The 14,332-nt window shown below is 43.8% G+C and carries 13 protein-coding genes; 5 read left to right on the top strand and 8 right to left on the bottom strand.

The window, feature by feature from the left end:
- Positions 1-2: 2 nt before the first annotated feature.
- From QQL36_RS09810 to QQL36_RS09780, 7 genes are all read right to left on the bottom strand, one after another.
- A complete protein-coding gene (locus QQL36_RS09810) occupies positions 3-1,178 on the bottom strand; it encodes a beta-ketoacyl synthase N-terminal-like domain-containing protein (protein ID WP_083723505.1) in 1,176 nt (391 codons plus the stop codon).
- Positions 1,175-1,633 (bottom strand): 3-hydroxyacyl-ACP dehydratase FabZ, encoded by a 459-nt coding sequence (gene fabZ / locus QQL36_RS09805; RefSeq protein WP_083723507.1) that lies wholly within the window; start codon positions 1,631-1,633, stop codon positions 1,175-1,177. Before fabZ ends, QQL36_RS09810 begins: the two co-directional genes overlap by 4 nt.
- Positions 1,630-2,235, bottom strand: a complete 606-nt coding sequence (locus QQL36_RS09800; protein WP_321569614.1) for a hypothetical protein — start codon at positions 2,233-2,235, stop codon at positions 1,630-1,632. Before QQL36_RS09800 ends, fabZ begins: the two co-directional genes overlap by 4 nt.
- A complete protein-coding gene (locus QQL36_RS09795) occupies positions 2,232-3,635 on the bottom strand; it encodes a class I adenylate-forming enzyme family protein (RefSeq protein ID WP_321569613.1) in 1,404 nt (467 codons plus the stop codon). Before QQL36_RS09795 ends, QQL36_RS09800 begins: the two co-directional genes overlap by 4 nt.
- The gene (locus QQL36_RS09790; RefSeq protein WP_083723513.1) at positions 3,628-4,035 is read right to left on the bottom strand and encodes a hypothetical protein; all 408 of its coding nucleotides are present in this window, start codon (positions 4,033-4,035) and stop codon (positions 3,628-3,630) included. The genes QQL36_RS09795 and QQL36_RS09790 overlap by 8 nt, the downstream gene beginning before the upstream one ends.
- A 339-nt stretch (positions 4,036-4,374) precedes the next feature.
- Positions 4,375-5,115 (bottom strand): LytR/AlgR family response regulator transcription factor, encoded by a 741-nt coding sequence (locus QQL36_RS09785; protein ID WP_083723515.1) that lies wholly within the window; start codon positions 5,113-5,115, stop codon positions 4,375-4,377.
- A 2-nt stretch (positions 5,116-5,117) separates the two neighbouring features.
- Positions 5,118-6,227: a sensor histidine kinase gene (locus tag QQL36_RS09780; RefSeq protein WP_083723517.1), complete on the bottom strand. Its 1,110-nt coding sequence runs from the start codon at positions 6,225-6,227 to the stop codon at positions 5,118-5,120.
- Positions 6,228-6,526: 299 nt separating this feature from the next.
- On the opposite strand from QQL36_RS09780, the gene QQL36_RS09775 reads away from it, so the two are divergent.
- Genes QQL36_RS09775 through QQL36_RS09755 form a run of 5 tightly spaced genes read left to right on the top strand, consistent with a single transcriptional unit; the run spans position 6,527 to position 10,655 of the window.
- The gene (locus tag QQL36_RS09775) at positions 6,527-6,703 is read left to right on the top strand and encodes a hypothetical protein (protein WP_179091147.1); all 177 of its coding nucleotides are present in this window, start codon (positions 6,527-6,529) and stop codon (positions 6,701-6,703) included.
- 29 nt (positions 6,704-6,732) lie between these two features.
- Complete coding sequence (locus tag QQL36_RS09770; RefSeq protein ID WP_083723519.1) at positions 6,733-7,113, top strand: LytR/AlgR family response regulator transcription factor; 381 nt, start codon at positions 6,733-6,735, stop codon at positions 7,111-7,113.
- Positions 7,114-7,124: 11 nt separating this feature from the next.
- The gene (locus QQL36_RS09765) at positions 7,125-9,338 is read left to right on the top strand and encodes a TonB-dependent receptor (protein ID WP_321569612.1); all 2,214 of its coding nucleotides are present in this window, start codon (positions 7,125-7,127) and stop codon (positions 9,336-9,338) included.
- Positions 9,339-9,347: 9 nt separating this feature from the next.
- The gene (locus QQL36_RS09760; RefSeq protein WP_083723523.1) at positions 9,348-9,974 is read left to right on the top strand and encodes a hypothetical protein; all 627 of its coding nucleotides are present in this window, start codon (positions 9,348-9,350) and stop codon (positions 9,972-9,974) included.
- A gap of 18 nt (positions 9,975-9,992) precedes the next feature.
- The gene (locus QQL36_RS09755) at positions 9,993-10,655 is read left to right on the top strand and encodes a hypothetical protein (RefSeq protein ID WP_083723525.1); all 663 of its coding nucleotides are present in this window, start codon (positions 9,993-9,995) and stop codon (positions 10,653-10,655) included.
- A 315-nt stretch (positions 10,656-10,970) separates the two neighbouring features.
- Here the strand turns inward: QQL36_RS09755 and QQL36_RS09750 are convergent, their stop codons facing one another.
- Positions 10,971-14,282, bottom strand: a complete 3,312-nt coding sequence (locus QQL36_RS09750) for a TonB-dependent receptor (RefSeq protein ID WP_321569611.1) — start codon at positions 14,280-14,282, stop codon at positions 10,971-10,973.
- Positions 14,283-14,332: the final 50 nt, after the last annotated feature.

Below are 14,332 nucleotides of genomic sequence, written 5' to 3'. Positions count from 1 at the left end.
GATTAATGTGTTTTTCTAAGTAAGAGATGAGAACTACCGCCACCTTCGTGGCTTGTATTGACCAGGGCATAACCGAATCCGGAAGGATATTCTCCCGCTGCATCTGGTTCAGGGAACCGGTCACTGTACAGGATCTGGCTGGCAATGCTTGCCCCCATAATGCTGCTGGCCGATTTCATATCACCAGTGTAGGCTTTGTGCCGCAGGCTGTAAGTTTCGTGTTGTTTATTCAGGTCTTCTAACAGGTGCCGTTCGCTGTGTTCCAGTTGTTCGGCAGTGGTGTAAGCACTCAGGTAGACTAACTTACCGCTGGCGGTTACGATGGGTTTGAGTGCATCGATCGCAGACTTTACGACTGCTGGTGAGCGACGGGTGGTATCTTCCACATTCTGGTAGTCGAAGCAGCTGTGGTATTCTACCAGTTCTGCATATCGTTTGGCTCCTCTGCGTGCTGCGCTGTCTTCACTTTCCAGCACCAGGAAGGCGGCGCCATCTCCCAGTATATTGCGGCGGTCATCCGGCTCTTTTGTAGCAGCACTGTATGCATCCGTCTCTTCATTTACATTGACCAGGTGATTGCTTTCCTGTTCACTAAGCACCCTGAACTCTGTGTAGTGATCCACTCCACCACAGATCACTATATCTGCAAGACCTTTTTTAATCAGGTCAAACCCGTAGGTGATACTGTTGGAATTATAGATCAAAGAGCTGGGACCATTCAGTTTGAAGACTCTTGATATGTCACCCAATACGGTATTGGCAACAGTCTTCGTAAACTTCACCGGGCTTATTTTTTGTAACCCGAACCGGTACAGATCATACAGGTAATCTTCTACACTAGCCGTAGCACCGAGGCTGGTTTCTATGACCAGGCCGATTTCGTTGTCAGAGGCTTCGAGTACAATGCCTGCATCGTCGAGGGCCTTCTTACAGGCCAGCAGACCGAGTTTGGAGTATTGCTGGGGAGGGAACCGATCATCCCATTTTACTTCGCCTGCAAATTCTACAACAGGTGCTTCACCGTAATACTGGGGTTGAATACTTGCATTGGCCCAGTTGGTTTTTATTTTGATGCCATTCTCACCTGCGAGTATTTTCTCCCATGCGGCGGCAGATCCATATCCCAGTGGGGAAATGCTGCCAAGGCCAGTGATCAGAATTTTGTTATTATTTTTCATATGCTAATAGATAAAGTGATTTCTGCTTTACATACTACTTCACCGTTCACTGTGGCTGTCGCCTTGTATTCGCTGAAGTTTAATATATTCTTGATGCGTTCAGATGTGATCACGAGTTTATCTCCGGGTAACACTTCTTTGTAGAACACGGCAGATTTAACTTTCACTGCCTTGCCCAATTTCTTCTTCTGTTGTGCTTCACCATCTCTATCCAGCGTAGCGACTCTGTTGAGTACACCAGATGCCTGGAACATGGCTTCGATAATGATTACACCTGGTAGTAAGGGATAACCGGGAAAGTGTCCTTTCAGGAATATCATGTCTTCCCCTATTTCGGTTTCGGTGGTAATGGTATTTTTAAAATCTGTGTGCAGTACCTTGTCCACCAGCAACATTGGCTCTCTGTGGGGTAGTAGCGCGGAAGGCTTCAGGGTATCAAATTCTGCCGTTGTCATATAGTCAATGTTTTTATTTGGTCAACAGTATCCAGGCATGTCAATGCAGACATGGATACGAGGTAATTGTGATTTAAAAGATATTGTCTGGTATAATGTTTTTCTGATAGCAGATTGCCGTAGAATATATCAGCAAGTCCCTTGTCGTCGTATAGCTTGGCGATCGATTCTATTTGGGTCCATAGCATAAAGAAATCCATCTGATCCTTTACCTTTCTGCCTGTCCACTTTTCCAGCAGGGTCATTGTTTTGCTGGTGGGAGGCGCACTTACGTCTTCTATGTCCACCCCTATTTTGTTTTCACTCACTACACATGCTACGATACTGTTGCTATAGGAGATAGATATATTGAGGATCCCCTTATCCATCACTAACTTTCCATGCGGGTTGTAATGCAGTTCCCTGAGCAGCGTTGTGTCCAGCCCCAGTTCCTTGAAGATCCTTACAAGCATTAACCTGGAAGTCACCCTTTTTAACCAGTGTCCCGTACCCGGAGATTTCGTTAGTCTGTTTACTAATTCATCGCTGAAATGATGTCTGATCGTATCCATACAGCTGTCATCAGCAGCTGGTTTTATTTCAGCAATGAATAGCCGGGTCATTTGTAATAGGTATTATTAAATTCTATTAATTTCAGGTCATAGTGATCCCCTGCGTGCAGGTCGTACTTATCTTTCAGCGCCTGTTCCACTTCGGGCACGTTGATCTTATTTCTGTGAAAGACGCCTATTTCCATTCTGTCTTCACTATCTTTCCGGATACTTACTTTCAGTACTTCGGGCGCATGATAGAGTTCATCGGAGAGACTATTGAACCAGATGATCCTGTCTTTGTACTCGATGAAATCTCCTTCCCTACCCAGTATAAAGTAGCGGTTATCTTTCTTCACCACAATATCTTTTGTCGTGAGTACCGCATTGGAAGCTGGTTTGTCCAGCACATTGCCCCTGATATAACCGAGGTAGATGGAAGGACTTTCTATTTGCAGATAGCCAATGGGCGTATCGTTGTACTTGTCCTGGTATTTTTCTGTGTGTGCAACCCGGAGGGTGATACCTGGATTGACAAGGCCAATGCAGGCTTCACTATCCTGTTCGGGTACGTCTGTATATTTGCAGGTTGCGACTCTGGGTCCCGCTTCAGCCAGGCCATAGGTGCTATAGATAGAGCAGCTGAACAGTCTGAATACATTCTGGAATGTAGGCAGGTGTGGCTTATCTCCTCCCATGGTCATGAACCGCAGATTATTTTTGATCTTAGGTATCTTCTGATAGTAGTATAAGATGAGTCTTGCCAACAGGGGCGTCATAAACACATTCGTGATCTGGTGTTTCTGAAAGAGCTGTGGTAGTTGTAAGATGCCCAGCAATCTTTCGCCCAGTACGATCTTTGCACCTGTAAAGAAGTGTGTAAGGAACTGTGCGATGAGGCCGTAGGAGTATGATACAGGTAGTAATACAAGCGTCACATCATCCTTTGTGATAGCCATCGCTTCTCTGTTGGAGGCAATGTTTGCAATGGTTTGCTGTTTGCCCAGCAGTATCTTCTTAGGAGTGCCTGCGGTAGTGCCGGAACTGGATACTACCAGCAGATCATTTTCATCGCCTATATAAATATCATCGTGCAGGTTGTAATAAACGTATGCATCATTTACTTTTTGTGCAGTGGCGTTTTCTACGATACTATCTGTTACAGCTGCTTCTGCAATGAGTGCGTTGAACTTGAGATCTGTGATTTTACTCAATCCGCCTGTTTCTACCAGGAATGGGATCAGATCGCATTTCAGACAGGAGAAAAACAACAGCAATGATTTGAATGCATTCTTGTAGCCATAGATCACTACGATAGAATGTTTTGCCAGTTGCAACGCTTCGATGCCCGCAGCTATACCTTCAATCTGGCTATACACTTCTTCATAGGTATAACTCTTCGACTGTGTAGCATCTATTATGATCGAGTCGTGATGTTCTTTGAAAGGGATGAAAAATGAGTCCTTATACATTTGAAAGGGCTTTTAAGGTTACATGCTTTAAACAATCGTCCTGTATGGATTCGACATTGGTCGAGAGGAATGCAATGTCTGTTTCTTTGTGACTTACAAAACCGACGTCAGACAATTTCTTTTCTACAATGAAGCGCATCAGTCTTGCTTCGAAACAATCATTGTTGATCACGATCGATTTGCCAATGAACTCACCGTACTGCTGAATATATTTTCCTTTCTGCAACATTCCGGAAGCTTCTCTCGCCATCATCGCATAACAGAACGCCTGGTACGCATACTTCTCAGATGCAGGCAGGCTGGTGGTTTTGATGGCTGTGATCAGTTCATCTATTTTTGCTCCAGCCTGCACCACCTTGTAGAAGGCATTCGATACTGTGCTGTAATTTTTAAGTTCCATGTTTTTATTTTCAGTTTTGATTGATGGTTTAAAATTGCTTCGAAACGTACACTTAGAAAATTTTTTTAGACAAGATGATGTTTCTACACAACCAAAGTTCATTCTCTTCAAATCTTGTATCTGGTGGCGAACATTTTCGTTTTCGTTTTGATCATGTTTGCTTCGATGATTCAAATGTCTAACAAAACGCTTCGCACAAAAACTCTTTTAGACGAAATTGAGAGTTTACCACACCAAATAGACCTTGGTTTAGATATCGTGTAAAATGCGCTTAAATGCGGAAAGCCCGCTCCAACACTATGTTGAAGCGGGCTTTCCGCAATACTGGCGGGGGTTTAGCTATACTTTACCAGCTACATTCAATCGATCGATCAACATTTGTTTATGTTGTTTTGAAATGATGATTGATTCATTATTTATCAATTCAATTGAATTCCCTACTACTGATTTAATAGCAGGCAGGTGAATAATATAAGACTTATGTATACGTACAAATTGTGTTTCAGGCAGTACTTCTTCAATACTCTTCATACGCATGTAAGTCACTACATTCTTTTGTTTCGTGACTATTTTAATGTAATCTTTCATGCCTTCGATGTACAGAATATCTTCGAACAGGATCTTTGACAACTTGTGTCCGTCTTTTACAAACAGGTGCTGTGGCAGCTGTGTGGCGCTCACTGGTGCAGGAGCGACTGCTGCTGCTTCTCCTGCTTTCTGATCAATATCTTTCTTTGCTTTATTGATCGCTTTTAAAAATCTTTCGAACGAAATAGGCTTTAGTAAAAAGTCTACCGCATTCAGGTCGTACCCCTCGATCGCATAGTTGGAATAGGCAGTGGCAAAAATCAGGAAGGGCGGATTAGACAATGATTTGATCAGTTCCAGACCATTGATTCTCGGCATCTGGATATCTGTGATCAGGAGCTCAATGGTATCTGTCTGCAATATGTCTATCGCATCGAAAGCATCTGCGCAGGATTTGACAAGTTCTAAGAAGGGTATGCGCTCGATATGACTTTCTAACAATTCCCGGGATAACGGCTCATCATCTACGATGATACATTTGATTTTCTTCATGGCTAGATAAGAGTTATATTAAGGTTGATGCTATGGGAATCCGGACTATTGTTGATGGATAATGAGTACTTATTCTGATATAACAAGGATAGGCGTTTTTTCGTATTTGCAATCCCTATCCCCCCCGTTCCGGATTCTTTATGATGTTTAAATAATGATTCGTCCCCTTTACTATTTGCGATTTCAAAAAAGAGGGTATTGTCCGCCACCTCAAATGAAATCTTCAGCCATGGATTTTGGGTTGATGTATCCAGCCCGTGTTTAAATGAATTCTCGATAAACGGGAATGTCAGCAACGGTACGATCTTATATCCCTCCAGGGATTCAGCATCGTATACAAACTGAATATCTACATCCTTTCCATACCTGGCTTTTTCCAGTTGAACATAGTTATATAAAAAATCGGCTTCTTTTGACAATTCTACTTCTTCGCGGTTTGATTCGTACAGGGTATAACGCAGCATATCGGAGAGCTGCATAATTAATTCAGGTGCCCTGGGATTATTTCTGACAGACAGCGAATAGATATTATTGAGCGTGTTGAATAAAAAGTGTGGATTTAGCTGGGATCGTAGAAAACTCACTTCCAGGTTCAGGTTATCTCTTTCCAACCGGAGGGCCCTGTTGACTGATCGGGAGATTTCCTCGACGAGTTTTATGGTAATAGGCGGCGTTACGATCATGAGCACCCCGATGGAGGTCTGCAAAATGGTGTGTGGCGCCATGATCTGCCAGATAGATTTGTCAGCAATCACCTTTACCGAGGCCAGTAGATCCCTGTCTGCTATCGTAAAATAGTTAATAAGCAGTGACATAAAGGAATAGTTGATCACTGCCCAGATCCAGAAGGGAACCAGGAGGCCTGCAAAGAACAGTATCCGTTCCTTCCTGTTCAGGAAAACCGGTACCAGTACATAAAAGATGAAATAAAAGAAAAACATGGCCCCCAGTAAGTTCCTTAAACCAAACATGAGGGAAATAAGTCCGTTCGTCGAGTAAAGGAACATAATATTCAGGGTATACAGGATCAACATAATACACCAGAATACGATGTGCACATACTTTACATTCTCCGGGATAAGTAGTCGGGTAAAATCAAAGGGTTTTTTCATGTCCGCCTCTAAACAATTATAAATCAGTGCCTTCTCTTTGGGTCATTTTCTACAATACTTAATGAAGATATGTTTTTTTTGGCGTATTTCCTTATCTAAGGGGGTTTTCCAGCTCAAATTTTGGTGAGTAATCTCCCAAAAACACCCCTTCTTCCCCCATTTTTCCTGTTTTTCAAAATCCTTGATGCCTACGGTGTGATCATTTCGTTGGGTAAGACATCACTTTGGTCTAAAAGAATTTTTGCCCGGCGGGAAAAGATGAAAGTTTGTATCGTAATCAACAACAAAAAACTACCACTATGAAACAAGTAAAAAACACTACCGGCAAACAATCAAATCTGAGCCTGAACAAAGAAATTATCAGCAAGCTCAACGCCTGCGGTTGCGGCAAAGGTGCGAATGGCCAGGGCAACAACTATTCTTCTATCAACACCCTGCCTACCGGTGTATCCAGCTTAGCGACTGTAACCGCTTAATCCCTTTTTTCATTAATTATCTACCAGCAATGTATTTGACTTGTATTATAATAGACGAAGACCCGCTCAGTGTTGATATGCTGGAATACTATATCAGTCAGACGGATGGAATAAGGCTCATTGCCAAATCGACCAAAGCCTCCGATATATTGACCACCATCAGTAAGTCCGCTCCGGATATAGTTTTTATAGACGTCAGTATTTCAGGTATTGAAAACCTGGTGTTTGACGACATATTCCAGAAGGACATTGTCTATGTTTTCGTCACCAAATATCCATATGACTATGTGCTGGATATATTGCCCAGACAATTAGCCAACGTAGGATATTTAAACAAACCCGTGAGTTTCCTGCTCTTTAAAAAAGAAATAGGGAGAATAAAGGACCTGCACGCATCCAAATTAAATTAACCCTTCATTGTATGCCTAAAAAGATACTTACCATCATATTGTTCCTGCTTGTAACCACCGTGGCCCTTGGGCAGGCACAAATAACCGGTTCGGTTACTGACAACAAAAAGCAGGCAATACCTGGTGTATCTGTCGCTTTAAAAGACACCTACGATGGTGCCACCACTGACTCTACCGGGCGCTTCCGTATCAGTACCACAGAAAAAGGTACTTTCACACTGATCGCCTCCGCCACAGGGTATGAGACCAAAGTACAAACCATCACCCTGGGTAGTGAACCTATACAAATAGACTTTGCCCTCAAGGAAAAGATAAGTGAACTCAATGCCGTCACGATCACCGCAGGCGCATTTGGAGGAGGTTTGGGCAAAAAAGGCCTTACCGTATTAAGTTCGCTGGACGTACAAACCACGGCCGGCGCCAACGCAGACATTTCCCGGGCTGTCAATACCCTACCCGGTGCACAACAGATCAGCAACCAGGAAGGCCTCTTTGTAAGAGGGGGTGATAGCTATGAGGCCAAACAGTTCATAGACGGATCGCTCGTGAGCAGACCTTACTACCTGAGTGCCTCTAATATCCCCAGCCGTGGCAGATACCCGGCTACCCTGTTCAAAGGCTTTGCCTTTAGTACCGGTGGCTATTCCGCACTGTATGGACAGGCCCTCAGCTCTGTATTGATCATGGAGACCATCGATCTGCCACAGCAATCAGAAGCCAATGCCTTCATCTCTCCTATCCAGAATAGCCTGGGTGTACAAAAGCTTGCGAAGAACCAAAGATCTTCTTTTGGCTTTAACTATCAATATACCAACACCAGCCTGTATTATGCACTGGTGAAACAAACACCTGATTACTATATCCGTCCACGGTTTCATAATGCGGATGCTAACTTCCGCATCAGGACTAAGAACGGAATGATAAAATACTACACCACCTTTAGTTATAATAAACTGGGTGTACGCAATCCCAATATCGACACGGTTGATATGAAAACCGCGATCACCCTTAGTAATTATAACTGGTTCAATGCCCTCAACTGGAAAGAAAACCTGGGAGACGGCTGGAAAATGACCCTCTCCGCCAGCTATAGCATTACCCACGACAGCATCAGCAGTCAGCTGCAGGATGCGAACAACGTACCTAAATACATCTCTGAAAAATACTGGCTGGATACGGTGAATTTTAGATTAGACAGAAAAGAAAGCCTGATACAAGGCAAAGCTGTGATAGAGAAAAAATTCAGCAACCTGAATACCATTCGCTTTGGTAGTGAATACTGGTACTCTTCCTATAATTTCCATTATAATAAAATCAGTAAGGAGCTTCCGGATCAACTGACCGCCGGCTTTGCTGAAACAGAACTATACTTTACGAATTCGCTCGTGGCTACTTTCGGCATCAGGGCAGAATATTCTTCCATCCTACAAAAGGCCAAAGTGGCACCCCGTGCCTCATTGGCCTATAGGATGGGCAATGGATCTACCATCTCTGCAGCATACGGACAGTTCTGGCAAAAACCAGAAAACACCTATCTGCAAGTGACCTCATCGCTCGGTTATACCAAAGCCACTCACTATATCATCAACTATCAGCGACAGGTACGCGGTACCTTCCTGAGAGTGGAAGCATTCTACAAGCAATACGAAGACCTGATTAAAACAGTGCCTACGTACAACAACAGCGGCAGTGGCTATGCCAAAGGAATTGAACTGTACTTCCGTGACAAGACATCGTTCAAACACCTGGATTACAGCATCAGCTATTCCTACCTGGATACCAAACGTGATTACCTGAATTATCCAAGGGCACTCATGCCTAATATTGCAGCCAATCACACCGCTACCGCTTCTGTAAAACGCTTCTTTACTCAAATAGGAACCGGTGCCAGTCTGACGTACACCTTTGCTACAGGAAGGCCTTATTATGCCATCATCCCTGATAGTACAGGCAAAGCTTACTACATCAAAGATCAGGGCAAAACAAACGGCTATCAAACACTGGACATGAGCGTTTATCACCTGACCACGATCGGCAAAGCATCGGCTATTCTATATGCTTCTGCTACCAATCTGCTTGGGCGTACGAACATCTCAGGATACAACTACTCTTATAATGCCCTGGTAAAACAACCCATTCTCCCCCCGGCACAACGCACCTTCTTTGTAGGTCTGATACTGAACTGGGGCATAGATAGAAGACAAAGCACTATTGATAACCTTTAAAATATAACCATGAAAAAAATCATCTTCGCCCTTACTTTACTGGTCACCATTGGTGCCCATGCACAGAGCACAAAGTATGTGGCAGCTATGCAGCATAACCTCGAATTGCTTGATTCTGCCAAAACCATCGAACAACTCGCTACCGTATCACAGGCATTTGAACGTATTGGTGATGCTGAAAAAACACAGTGGCTGCCTTACTACTATGCAGCGCTGGCACAGACCCGCATTGGGTTTGGCGATCCTAAAGCAGATAAAGACGCCATCGGTCAGAAAGCCAATGACCTGGCAGCAAAAGGAGAAGCAATTCAGAAAAATGCAGAGTTCTGCACCATCCGCAATATGGCAGCGACTATACAGATGCTGGTGAATCCCATGGAACGCTTTAAAACCTTTGGCATCAAAGCGTATACTTACCTGCAGGAAGGATACAAACTGGATCCGAACAACCCTCGCCTGTACTTCCTGGATGGTGCTTCTACCTTTGGTAAACCTGAATACATAGGTGGAGGAAAAGAGAAAGCAAAACCACTGTTTGTAAAAGCAGAACAACTCTTTAAAGCAGAGAAACCAGCAGAGTTATATCCACACTGGGGACTGGCAGAGACAGAAAGATACCTGGCCAAATGTAATTAACCATCAATTGTTATTACCATGGAAACGCTCGTAAAAGTTCTTATTTATATACATGCCTTATGTGGTGGCCTGGGCCTTGTCAGCGGCATTGCCAGCATAGGTGTAAAAAAGGGCAGCAAGCTGCATAAAAACAGTGGCAAAACTTTTTCTTATTCAATGGTCATCAGTTCACTGTTATCGTTGGTGATCGCGCGAATGCCTGGCCATGAGAACCTGTTCTTATTCCTGATCGGGGTATTTACCATTTATCTGGTACTGGCAGGCAATCGCGCGCTTACATTCAGATATGATACTAAAAGCAGTGCTGATACGATTGATAAAACGATATCGGGTACTATGCTGGGTGCTTCTGTCATCATGTTGCTGATCGGCATTTACCAGATCACTACACACAAAGGTGGAAATGCCGTATTGTTTGCTTTCTTTGGTGGATTTGGGTTGTATATGACATTGAAGGATTTTTACACTTTCAGGGTTTTTAAAGAGAAGAAAAATGCATGGTTGAGTAGTCATATAGGCAGGATGGTGGCGGCGCTGATCGCTTCTATTACAGCCTTTATGGTGGCGGGTTTACATATACAAACGCTGGTTACGTGGATAATGCCTTCGATTATAGGGACTTTCTATATTACTTACTGGAATTCGAAGATAAAAGGGTCTGCATTGGCATTAACGAAATAAAACATTCATGAAAAAGGGAATTCACCAACGGGGAATGAAACCATTTTCAGAAAAGAGGTTGTATTATAAAATAAATAAAAAACCTGAGAATCGAATAAATAAAAACCTGGATCCATTAGGTATCTGAATAAAACAGTCACGAAAGAGGAGAATTTTCCAACGGGGAATGAAAACTATTTTCAAAGAACGAGGCCGTATCTTAAGTAAGATACAGCCTCGTTTTATCCGGATACCTAATGGAGATAGGTAGTCCTTTAAGCACTTCTGAGGAGGTTTATTTATTTTTGATACACGCTCTTTATGATAGTGTTTTTCTTAGTTAAATAAATATCTGACACCAAACTGCATCTGCCATCTTGAAGTAAGAGCTGTGTTATTTGCATAGCTATTCACATAAGATACCTGATTTTTTGCATCAGCATAAGGGAATGAGAATAAAGGCGTCTTACCATCAGCAGCCAACCCTTCAAACTTCAGGAAGTTATTGACTGTAGCGGCTTGCACGATACCCCAGTTCCTGTTCAGGAAGTTACCTACATTGATAATATCGAGAGACAGTCTCAATGTATGTCTGTCTTTTCCTGTTTTTACTGAGATATCTTCTGTGATATTTACATCCAGCTTTTTGTAGTAAGGTAATACAGCCGCATTTGCTTTTGCTGTTTCACCACGGTGGAAATTGAGGTATTTGTTCTGACCAATGAAGTTGTCCAGCTGTGTATAGATCTGTGAAGCAGTTCTTGGATCAGCAGTAGTACCTGTAGTAGACCCTGTATGTGTGGTAGCATTGTAAGAACCCACATTGATCAGGTTGATATCGGTAGCACTCTTTGGAATATAGATCAGGTCATTGTTAAAGCCATCGCCATTCAGGTCACCATTGTAAATATAAGAAACGGTACCAGCAGGTGCCGCTTCGAATATAGCACCGAATGAAGTAGAGAAATACTTTGCATAAGACACTTTGTAAGATGCCATCGCAATGACACGGTTAGGCAGTCTGTAAGAAGCATATGCAAGATTAGCGCCATTTGGATCACCACTTACTGCGCGTGCACTCCACATAGAAGATGCGGTACTACCTGTTTCAGAAGTATTTCTTGCGTCGCCATGTGCATAAGCTACGCTGGTGTACAGGTTACCAAAAGTACGCTCTACTCTTGCTGTGATATTGTATGTATACCCTTTGTTGGTATTCTTCATCAGAATAGCATTGCCGATATTAGGGTTTTCCAGTGTGGTACCTGAATAATACTTATTGCTTGTATTCAGAGAAGTAGTCAGCGATGTATTATATCGCATACGGTTATCACCGCCATTATTCAATGCATAACCATTCGTCTCATTCAGGTTGATGTTAGAGAAGTAGACTGCATTGATATCTTTGGTATACGTACCTTCTACTGTGAATACCCAGTCATTGATCTTTTTATCAACAGCCAGACTTGATTTCAATACGGAAGGGTATTTGAAATTCTTGTCAGTCAGTGCTACACTGTACGAAGTGTTAGCTGATGCACCCGCAGGACGGTATGCATTTGGATCTGCGCTAAAGGCCACACCGGAAGTATTCGTGAAGGACCCCCACTGAATACCGTTGTTACTAGCCTGGTTGCTCAACCATACAAACGGAGGAGGACCTGAGAAGATACCGAAACCACCTCTTAATTGCAGGGTTCTGTCGCCCATTACATCATAGTTGAAACCGATGCGTGGAGAGATCAGCACTGCATTGCCCGGCGCTTTACCGATGTTGTAAGACTGACCATCTTTGAAAATCAGTTTGTCGAAATTAGGGTTGTCAGTAAAGGATTGCTTGTAGATCGTCATGTCAAACCTTACACCATAGGTGAAAGTGAAACGATCGGAGACTCTCCATTTATCCTGTGCAAATACACCCAGTTCTGTAGAACCTGCATATGCCCATGGGAAGGAACCATCTTTCAGTGCAGAGTATTGCAGGTAATAACTTTTTGCATTGGCAGTGCCATTGGTTACACTGTTGTAGAAATCTGTCAGACTATTGAACTGATAAGCGCCCTGGTAGCCGGGAGCAAATGCGTTCTGGTACTTCCTGTAATAGTCCTGTGTACCCACGGTAATCTCGTGTGCACTGGCATAGTACGTGAAGATGTCTGAGATCTGGAATACGTCTGTATTCAGTACGTTGTTGTAAGTATATGGTTCGTATCCGAAGGTGGTATAAATATTACCGTTGTTCAGGATATCCACCAGTGGGAAGGTATTTGAAGTAGAGTTAGGTGTACGATAGTCGCGCAGTGCGGTATAGCCCACCTGGAACTTATTGGACACTTTATTGCTGAAGCGGGAATTCAACTCAGCGATAAAGATGTTGAAGTTGTTATTGATCACATAACCGCTACCAAAGAAAGGCATGGCGTTCGTGCCCGGCTGACCGGTAGTAACGCCGGCAGGGCGGCTGTTGCTCGCGAACTGATCAGTGAATGATTTCAGGTAGTTGTACTTCACTGTCAATGAATGTTTTTCATTGATGTTCCAGTCGAATTTAAGCGTAGCCTTATCACTGTTTGTTCTGAAAGAATAACCGGTGAAAGCACCTGGGTCATAGCCGAAGTTAGACTTCAGGAAAGCTGCGAGTGCAGTCAGCGTATCGGCATTGGCTTGTGATACACCAGCGCTGGCATTAGCAGGATGATTAGCATCAGAAGGTACCCAGCTGGTAGCAGGCGCGGTCTGGCGGGAAGACTCTAAGCTCAGGAAGAAGAACACTTTGTTCTTAATGATCGGCCCACCGATAGAGAGGCCACGGATATTGAAGGACAGCGGTGTTTTGTTCACCTGGCTGTTGCCTACTTTATACCCTTGTGTACCTGCACCTTTGATGTAGGTGTATACAGATGCTTTCAGGGTATTGGTACCACTCCTGGTTACGGCATTTACACCGGCACCGGAGAAACCACCCTGACGTATATCGTAAGGCGATACGCTCACCTGTACCTGCTCAATCGCATCCAGGCTGATAGGTTGTGCACTGGTTTGACCACCCAGGGTACCAGACAGACCGAAGGAGTTGTTGAAGTTTGCACCATCTACCGTAAAGTTGTTGTACTGGGGGCTTCTGCCACCAAAGCTCTGGCCAGCGGCTACAGTACTGCTGGTAGGCTCAAGACGGGTAAAATCCTGTGCAGAACGGCTGATGGTTGGCAGTTTTTCCAACTGATCTCTGCTGATGATCTCCTGGGAACCGGTGCGGCTGTTGTTAAAGGTTTTATCCTGCTTGCCTTTCACCACTACTTCGCCCAGTTGTTTGGTACTCGGGGCGAGGGTGAAGTTGCCGGTAAATTCCTGTCCCAGCGACAGATTGATGTTGTCCAGGTGCTGATCGCCATACCCGATATAGGTCACGGAAATGGTGTAAGGACCGCCTACACGTACGTTGGCAAAATTGTAGCGACCATCCGCACGGCTGGTGGTTACATAGCGGGTGCCGGTTGGGGAGTGTACAGCTGTGATAACGGCGCCTGGTACACCAGTCTGGCCGTCGGTAATGATACCGTGAATTTCTGAGGTTGTTTCCTGCGCCAGGAGGAACATAGGTAAACAAAGTATTAACACGAGTGTTAATAGACAATTTCGGATCGACATGATGTGCCTGATTTTGATTTTGGTTGTTAAATTATATGAATTACAAGCTA

The organism is Chitinophaga sp. LS1 (assembly GCF_034274695.1).
Lineage (GTDB): Bacteria > Bacteroidota > Bacteroidia > Chitinophagales > Chitinophagaceae > Chitinophaga.
This window is presented reverse-complemented; position numbering and strand designations above follow the sequence as displayed.

Coding starts and splice junctions, on each gene's coding strand:
- QQL36_RS09780 (WP_083723517.1), bottom strand. CDS start 6,227: ATGAAAAAACCCTTTGATTTTACCCGACTACTTATCCCGGAGAATGTA.
- QQL36_RS09765 (WP_321569612.1), top strand. CDS start 7,125: ATGCCTAAAAAGATACTTACCATCATATTGTTCCTGCTTGTAACCACC.
- fabZ (WP_083723507.1), bottom strand. CDS start 1,633: ATGACAACGGCAGAATTTGATACCCTGAAGCCTTCCGCGCTACTACCC.
- QQL36_RS09750 (WP_321569611.1), bottom strand. CDS start 14,282: ATGTCGATCCGAAATTGTCTATTAACACTCGTGTTAATACTTTGTTTA.
- QQL36_RS09755 (WP_083723525.1), top strand. CDS start 9,993: ATGGAAACGCTCGTAAAAGTTCTTATTTATATACATGCCTTATGTGGT.
- QQL36_RS09810 (WP_083723505.1), bottom strand. CDS start 1,178: ATGAAAAATAATAACAAAATTCTGATCACTGGCCTTGGCAGCATTTCC.
- QQL36_RS09775 (WP_179091147.1), top strand. CDS start 6,527: ATGAAACAAGTAAAAAACACTACCGGCAAACAATCAAATCTGAGCCTG.
- QQL36_RS09790 (WP_083723513.1), bottom strand. CDS start 4,035: ATGGAACTTAAAAATTACAGCACAGTATCGAATGCCTTCTACAAGGTG.
- QQL36_RS09785 (WP_083723515.1), bottom strand. CDS start 5,115: ATGAAGAAAATCAAATGTATCATCGTAGATGATGAGCCGTTATCCCGG.
- QQL36_RS09760 (WP_083723523.1), top strand. CDS start 9,348: ATGAAAAAAATCATCTTCGCCCTTACTTTACTGGTCACCATTGGTGCC.
- QQL36_RS09800 (WP_321569614.1), bottom strand. CDS start 2,235: ATGACCCGGCTATTCATTGCTGAAATAAAACCAGCTGCTGATGACAGC.
- QQL36_RS09795 (WP_321569613.1), bottom strand. CDS start 3,635: ATGTATAAGGACTCATTTTTCATCCCTTTCAAAGAACATCACGACTCG.
- QQL36_RS09770 (WP_083723519.1), top strand. CDS start 6,733: ATGTATTTGACTTGTATTATAATAGACGAAGACCCGCTCAGTGTTGAT.